Source organism: Nonomuraea sp. NPDC049784, assembly GCF_040659615.1.
Taxonomy (GTDB): Bacteria; Actinomycetota; Actinomycetes; order Streptosporangiales; family Streptosporangiaceae; genus Nonomuraea.
Genome location: NZ_JBFAMX010000511.1, coordinates 1 through 7,477, shown reverse-complemented (window position 1 = coordinate 7,477; position 7,477 = coordinate 1). Strand labels below are relative to the sequence as shown.

At 70.9% G+C, this 7,477-nt stretch carries 5 protein-coding genes and 1 pseudogene; 5 read left to right on the top strand and 1 reads right to left on the bottom strand.

Annotated elements, in window-relative coordinates; translation table 11 throughout:
• Positions 1 to 699: ROK family protein (locus AB0J09_RS50035; RefSeq protein WP_360708193.1), on the top strand; the 699-nt coding region annotated here is incomplete at its 5' end.
• Here AB0J09_RS50035 and AB0J09_RS50030 read toward each other — a convergent pair.
• Positions 696 to 3,677 carry a glycoside hydrolase family 38 C-terminal domain-containing protein gene (locus tag AB0J09_RS50030; RefSeq protein ID WP_360708190.1) on the bottom strand — a complete coding sequence of 994 codons (2,982 nt, stop codon included), beginning with the start codon at positions 3,675 to 3,677 and terminating at the stop codon, positions 696 to 698. The two genes, AB0J09_RS50035 and AB0J09_RS50030, sit on opposite strands and share 4 nt — an antisense overlap.
• Before the next feature lie 101 nt (positions 3,678 to 3,778).
• On the opposite strand from AB0J09_RS50030, the gene AB0J09_RS50025 reads away from it, so the two are divergent.
• The 4 genes and pseudogenes from AB0J09_RS50025 to AB0J09_RS50010 form a co-directional block, all read left to right on the top strand.
• The gene (locus AB0J09_RS50025; RefSeq protein WP_360708187.1) at positions 3,779 to 4,336 is read left to right on the top strand and encodes a dienelactone hydrolase family protein; all 558 of its coding nucleotides are present in this window, start codon (positions 3,779 to 3,781) and stop codon (positions 4,334 to 4,336) included.
• Positions 4,337 to 4,574: 238 nt separating this feature from the next.
• Positions 4,575 to 5,609, top strand: coding sequence for a ThiF family adenylyltransferase (locus AB0J09_RS50020; protein WP_360708184.1), 1,035 nt, complete (start codon positions 4,575 to 4,577; stop codon positions 5,607 to 5,609).
• On the top strand, positions 5,606 to 6,703 hold the full coding sequence (locus AB0J09_RS50015; RefSeq protein WP_360708182.1) for a PqqD family protein: 1,098 nt from the start codon (positions 5,606 to 5,608) through the stop codon (positions 6,701 to 6,703). The genes AB0J09_RS50020 and AB0J09_RS50015 overlap by 4 nt, the downstream gene beginning before the upstream one ends.
• A 150-nt stretch (positions 6,704 to 6,853) precedes the next feature.
• A pseudogene (locus tag AB0J09_RS50010) lies at positions 6,854 to 7,477 on the top strand (serine protease); the annotation flags it as partial.

Here is a 7,477-nt window from a genome sequence, read left to right as displayed (position 1 = left end):
GACCGGGACGGCGTCATGGTGTGCCCGCCGCGGCTGCCCGAGTGGGACGGGGTGCCGGTCAAGGCGCTGCTGCACGAGCACACACGCTTTCCGGTGACCGTGGACAACGACGCCACCGCGGCGGCCATCGGGGAGCGGTGGGCCGGGATCGCCCGCACCACGCCCAGCTTCGCCTACCTGTACCTGGGGACGGGGATCGGCGGCGGGATGTTCCTGGATGACCAGGTGTATCGGGGACGGTCGGAGAACGCGGGCGAGTTCGGGCACATCACGGTCGAACCCGACGGGCCCGAGTGCTACTGCGGCAACCGGGGATGCGTGGAGGCGGTGTGCTGCCCGAGCGCCATCGAGGCCGCCCTTGGGGGAGACATCCCCTACGCCGCCATCTGCGCGGCCGCCGCCGCAGGCGAGCCCGAGGCGCGGCAGGTCATCGAACGAGTGGCCGGGAGGCTGGCCGACGCCGCCGTGAGCGTGGTGAACATGCTGGACATCGACCTGCTCGTGCTCGGCGGGCCCGCACTCAGGGAGGTAGGGGAGATCTACCGCGAGGCGATCGCGCGGGCCGTGTCGAGCAGGCCGCTGGCCAGGCGGTTGCACGCCGTGCGGGTGGAGACCTCGCCGATCGCGGCCGACGCCGCCGCGATCGGCGCGGCATCCTTGGTCTTCCACCGCACGTACGCGCCCCGCCTGGGGGACTAGGCGCGCTTCAGCCTCAGGGTGACCAGCTCGAACGGGCGCAGCGACAGCGACAGCGCGCCCTCACCCGTGGGGCGTTCCAGCAGGTCAGTGGCCACGACCTCGGCGACGGGGAAGCCCGGTGCCAGCGTGACGCCGGCCCGGCCGCCCCTGGACTCGTGGAAGCGTACGATCACGTCGCCGCTCCCGTCGTCGGCGAGCTTGACGGCGGTCACCACCACCGCGTCGTCGTCCACCGTGATCAACGGCTCCACCTCCGCCGAGGCGGCACCGGACACGTGACGTTCGGGGAGGTTGATGAAGTAACCCTCGCGCACCGCGTCACCGATCGTCGCGCCCGGCACGAGCGCGTGGCGGAAGCGGTGCACCCCCTGGTCGGTCTCCGGGTCCGGGAAGCGCGGCGCACGCAGCAGGGAGACGCGCAGCGTCGTGGTGGTGCCCGAGTCGCCGACGGTACGGGTGACGTCGTGGCCGTACGTCGAGTCGTTGACCAGCGCGACGCCCCAGCCGGGCTCCTCCACGTGCACGAAGCGGTGGTTGCACGCCTCGAACTTGGCGGCCTCCCAGCTCGTGTTGGTGTGCGTGGCGCGGAAGGCGTGGCCGAACTGGCTCTCGGAGGCGTACCGGTCGGCGCGCACGTCCAGCGGGAACGCCAGCTTGAGGAACTTCTCCGTCTCGTGCCAGTCAACCTCGGTGAGGACGTCGAGCCGCCCGCCGGCGAGCGTGAGCACCTGCGTCACGGAGGACGACCCGAACGAGCGCCGCACGCGCACCGAGTCGCCGTCGAGGCCCACCTCGTCGGCCTCCACCAGGTCGGTGACCGTGTTGCGGTAGAACTCGTCCACGTCCCAGGCGTCCCACTTGTTGGGGAAGTCGGGGTGGAGCTGGAGGAGGTTCGCCGCCTGCCCAGGCGCGACAGTCTCCCTGCCCGCGGTCAGGTCGTAGGCGGAGACGACCAGGCCGCGGGCGTCGATCTCCACCCTGAGCAGGTCGTTCTCCAGGACGAAGCCGCCGGCGTCGCGGGCGCGCGCCTCCGTCCCCCGCACGCCGGAGACGACCCTGGCGCCCCCTCCTGGCACGCCGTGGCGGGCGTGCGGGGCCCCGTTGAAGACCACCGTACGATCGCCGTCGCCTGCCAGGGCGCGCTGGGCCGCGTCGATGACGCCGTTCAGCTCCGACGCCACCGCCTCGTACGTCCTGCGCGCCTCCCGGTGCACCCAGGCGATCGACGAGCCCGGCAGGATGTCGTGGAACTGGTGCAGCAGCACCGTCTTCCAGATCCGGTCAAGCTGTTCGTACGGGTACGAGGCGCCCGTACGCACGGCCGCGGTCGCCGCCCACAGCTCGGCCTCCCTCAGCAGGGACTCGCTGCGCCGGTTGCCCTGCTTGGTCTTGGCCTGGCTGGTCAGCGTGGCGCGGTGCAGCTCCAGGTAGAGCTCGCCCACCCAGACCGGCGGGTTCGGGTACTCGGCCTCGGCCTTGGCGAAGAAGTCGGCGGGTGTCTCCCAGGTGACGGCCGGAGAGCCCTCCAGGTCGCGCAGCCTGGCCGCCTTGGCGACCATCTCGCGCGTCGTACCCCCGCCCCCGTCGCCCCAGCCCGTCGGCGCGAGCGAGTGCCGCGCGGTGCCCTTGTCCTTGAAGTTGCGCTCCGCGTGCGCCATCTCGCGGCCGGTCATCGAGCAGTTGTACGTGTCCACCGGCGGGAAGTGCGTGAAGATCCGCGTCCCGTCGATGCCCTCCCACAGGAAGGTGTGGTGCGGGAACGTGTTCGTCTGGCTCCAGGAGATCTTCTGCGTGAGCAGCCGCTTCGAGCCCGCCGCCTTGATGATCTGCGGCAGGCCCGCCGCGAACCCGAACGTGTCCGGCAGCCACACCTCCTCGTTGTCGATGCCGAACTCGTCGATGAAGAACCGCTTGCCGTGCACGAACTGCCTGGCCATCGCCTCCGAGCCGGGCATGTTCGTGTCGGACTCCACCCACATGCCGCCCGCGGGCACGAACCGGCCCGTGGCCACGGCCTTGGTCACCCTCGCCCACACCTCGGGCCGGTGTTCCTTGATCCACGCCCACTGCTGCGCCTGCGACATCGCGAACACGAAGTCCGGCTCGTCCTCCAGCAGCGCGGTCATGTTGGAGGCGGTGCGGGCCACCTTGCGCACGGTCTCACGCAGCGGCCACAACCAGGCCGAGTCGATGTGGGCGTGGCCCACCGCGCTGATCCGGTGCGCCGACGGCACCGCCGGGGACGACAGCACGCCGGTCAGCTCCGCCCTGGCGGCGGCCGCCGTGCCGTTGACGTCCTGGAGGTCGACGGCGTCCAGCGCCCGCTCCAGGGCCCGCAGCAGCTCCCAGCGGCGGGTGCCGTCAGCGGGCAGCTCCAGCATCAGCTCGCCCAGCACCTCCAGGTCCATCACGAGCTGCCACACGGTCTTGTCGAAGACGGCCAGGTCCATGCGGCCCAGCCGGTACAGCGGGGCGGTGCCGGCGCTCTCCTTGTCGCCCAGGTGCGTCGGCTGGAAGGGCGGGTGGCCGAGGATGACGGGGTTGGAGGCGGCCTCGATGTGCAGGCGCACCCGCTCGCCGCCCTCGGCGGGGGAGCCGACGCGTACCCACTGGTTGCGGGGGTTGAGGCCCTTCACCGGCGAGCCGTCGGGGCGGTAGACGAGGCCCTCGGACTGGAAGCCCGGCATGTTCTCGTCGAAGCCCAGGTCGAACAGGGCCTCGACGGTCCTGCCCGTCCACTCGGCCGGCACGGTGCCGGTGACCGTGAACCAGCTCGTGCCCCACGGCGCGCCCCACGCGGCGCCTGGCGCGATCGGCTCGGGGGTCGCCGCCAGCCCCTCCTCGACCGGTACGGGCTCGCCCGGCGCGTGCCACACGGCCACGTCCAGCGGCACGGACTCGGGATAGACGGCCGGGCGGATGCGCTCGTCGAGCACACGCTTCAGTCGGGCCTCGACCAGGTTGCGGTCATCATGCATGTCAGGGGGCTCCCCACGAGAAAGGTGATAAATAAGCCCTTAGCACGTTAAGCAACCGGCTCGCGCTGGTCCACCTCGCGCCCCGGTGGTACACAGTCGTCATGGCAGAGATCGTCCTCTTGCACTCCGCACAGGGCCTGCGCCCGGGGGTGGGCGTGGCGGCGGAGGTTCTGCGGTCGGGCGGGCACGCCGTGCGCACGCCCGACTACTACGACGGCGAGGTCTTCGCCGACATCGAGTCGGGTCTGCGCAAGCGTGACGCGCTGGGCCCCGACGAGCTCGACCGCCGCTTCCGCCGGATCGGGGACCAGGTGGCGGGTCCCGCGGTGTTCGCCGGGTTCTCGCTGGGAGCGTACGGGGCGCAGTTGCTCGCGGCGACGCACCCGATGGCGAGGGGCGCTCTGCTGTTCCACGGCGGGGTGGCCGTCGAGGGTGAGTGGCCGGACAGGGTCCCCGTGCAGGTGCACTACGCCGAGCACGATCCGTGGCTGGACAAGGAGGAGATCGCCAGGCTCGGAGCGGCGGTGGGGGCGGGATTCGAGTGCTTCGTCTATCCGGGTGACCGACACTTGTTCGCCGATCCCGGTCTGCCCGATTACTCGGAAGAGTCGGCGGCGCTCATGTGGAAGCGGTCGCTCGCGTTTCTCAGCCGGACATAACGCGATTTCTGCAAATTGGGTCTCCCTTTTCTCTGGCGTTTTATTTACGATCACATCGACCAATCGAGATCGACGGAGGGATCGCATATGACGATCGAGATCAAGAAGGTCGAAGAAGTCGAGACGACGGGTAACAGCAACAGCTGCTGACCGTCTGCGCGGCCTCCTGCGGAGGCCCCCATCCGCAGGAGGCCCGCCTCCGACCTGCCCTGGAGTCGTCTCCATGCCAAGGATTCAGGTGAATCCGGCTTTTCCCCTTTTCATCGATGAGGAACACGAGCGCATACGGCTCGGCGATTTCCCGCCGACCGGGCAAATACTGGATCCCGCCCCGCCGCCCCTGCGTCGCCTGATCCGGCTCTGCGCCGAGTCGCCCGTCGAGCAGAGCGAATTGCACACCCTCATCGACGGCGTCGATCCTCAGGATATCGACGCGGCGGTCGAGCAACTTCTGGCCGCGCGGATTCTCGTCACCGACGCCGAACTCGGCACGCTGACCGGCGAGGCCAGGCTGTCCCGGTTCGGGCTGTGGCTGTCCATGTTCCACCCGGCGGAGCAGGCCGCCGCGGCGATCGCGGACCTGTCGCGCAGGCATGTCGCGGTGCTCGGCGCGGGCGCCATCGGCGGGCACGTCGCGCTCCAGCTCGCCACCTCGGGCGTGGGCCTGCTGACGATCCTGGACGACGACCGGGTGGAGCTCAGCAACCTGCACCGCCAGCACCTCTACACCGTGCGCGACCTCGGCGAGCCCAAGACGGCCGCCGCCGCGCGCACGCTCCTGGAGCACTGCCCGGACCTGGAGGTCAGGCAGGTCGATCGGCGCATCGCCGGGCCGCGCGACGTCGTCACCGACGCCGACCTCGTCGTGAACACCGTGGACACGCCGCAGCCGCACATCCGCCGCTGGGTCAACCAGGCCTGCGTCGAGGCGGGCACGCCGTTCGTCACCGGCGGGTTCAACCAGCACGTCGGCCTGCTCGGGCCGCTCGTCGTGCCCGGCAAGACCGGCTGCCTGGCCTGCCAGGAACGTGCGCTCGCCGAGCGCTACGGCACCACCACGTTGCCGGTCAGCGACAACCTCGGGCGGACGATCCCGTCGTTCGGGCCCTTGTGCGGGATCGTGTCGGGGATGCTGGCCTCGGAGGTGATCCGCCACCTGACCGGGACCGGCGCGCCCGCGATCGAGGGCAGGAGCGTCTGGCTGGACCTGCTCACGCTCACCACCACCGCCCGGGACTTCGACCGGCTGGACGACTGCGAGGTCTGCGGGTGAGGGCCGATTTGTCGTTCCTCACTGTCGTCGCAGACGGGCCGGACGACTATGTGATCGGCAACGGTGAGACGTTCGTCAACGTGCCGGGGGTGGCGGCGGCCGTGATCGCGTCGCTCGACGGCACCAGGACGGCCGAGGAGGCCCGTGCCCGAGTGCTGGCCGAGCACGGCGTGGACGTGGACGTGGCCGAGTTCGTCACCGGGCTCGAAGGAGCGGGGCTGCTCAGCCGGCCGCGCCGCCCGCCGAACCTCTGGGACCGGATCCGGCCCCGTCACGTCGCCTGGCTCTTCTCCAGGGCCGCCCACGCCGTGCTGGCCCTGCTGACGGCGGCCGCGCTGGCCGCCGCCGTCGCCAGGCCGGAGATCCTGCCCGGTTTCTCGTCGCTGGTGTGGTCCAACAGCCTCACGTTCGCGGTGGCCTTCGTGGCCGGCTCGTGGATCCTCGTGCTGGTGCACGAGCTCGGCCACGTCGCCGCCGCGAGGTCTCTGAACGTGCGGGCCGAGCTGTCGCTCGGCACCCGGCTGCAGTTCCTGGTCGTGCAGACCAGGATCACCGGCATCTGGGGCGTGCCCAGAAGGGCCCGCTACCGCGCGTATCTGGCGGGCATGCGGGTCGACTGGTTCTTCGTCTGCGCGGGCGCGTGCGTCCTGTACGTCGCCGACTTCGCCATCGTGCGGCTGGTCATGGTCATCTGCCTGTCGCAGATCGCCTGGCAGTTCCTGTTCTTCATGCGTACCGACGTCTACTACGCCTTCGCCAACGCCGGCGGGAACAAGAACCTCATGGCGGACGCGCAGGCGTACCTGCGCGCCGCGCTCGCGGGGAACGCGGGGCAGGCCCGCCGCAGCGTCCGCGTCTACGCGTGGTTCCTGGTGGCGGGGCGGGTGCTCGGGCTGGGGTTCTTCGCCCTCTACACGGTGCCGATCACGCTCGCGGTGGTGCGGCGGTCCGTCGCGGAGCTGCCCGGCTGGCAGCCCGTCGCCACGCTCGCCCTGGTGGCCGCCGGGTGGGTGCTCTACCTGGCCCTGCTCGGCCGCCGGCTGATCACGTCAGCGCGGAGTGGAGCCCTTCGGCGAAGCCGGCCGGGCTCGTGAGATAGCCCACGGCGGTGGGTTTCCAGCCGCAGCCGGGGGTGGCGAGTTCACGACAAGTCGAGAAGTGGCCACATCGACCTCATAGACACCGTGCCATCCAGATCACTAGGAATGCGGTATTCGTGCTTACCGATTTTCTGGAGGTCCTCCATGGGGCGATGGCGGGCTGCGGCCGTCTCCATGGTCATGGTCGCATCGGTGCTCGCGGCTCCCGGCGCGCACGCGGCAACGGTATCCCCGCCGGCGGCGTTCACGAGTGCCCCGGCGAGTGACGAGATCACGCTGATCACCGGCGACCAGGTGCAGGTGCGGGCCGTGGACGGCGAGCACCACGCGGTGACGGTCACCACCGCGCCGCGCGCCGACGGGTCCGTGCCGACGTTCCAGGTGCTGGAGTCGGACGACGGCGTGACCGTCATTCCCGACGACGTCGCGGCCCTGGTCCCCGAGCGGCTCGACACCGCGCTGTTCAACGTGACCGAATTAGCCGAGCAGGGCTTCGGCACCGCGATCCCGCTCATCTTCACGTACGCGGGCAACACCACCAAGGCCGCGATCCCAGCCGTGAAGCAGGTCCGTACGCTGGAGAGCATCGGCGGCGCGGCCGTCCAGGTGGCCACGCGGGACGCGGCGCGGTTCGGGACGGAGCTGGCCAAGCTGGCCGCCCCGACGCTGCGCGCGGCGGGGCCGCTGGCAGGCGTGGAGAAGATCTGGCTCGACCGCAAGGTGGAGCCGGCACTGGAGCAGAGCGTGCCGCAGATCGGCGCGCCCGAG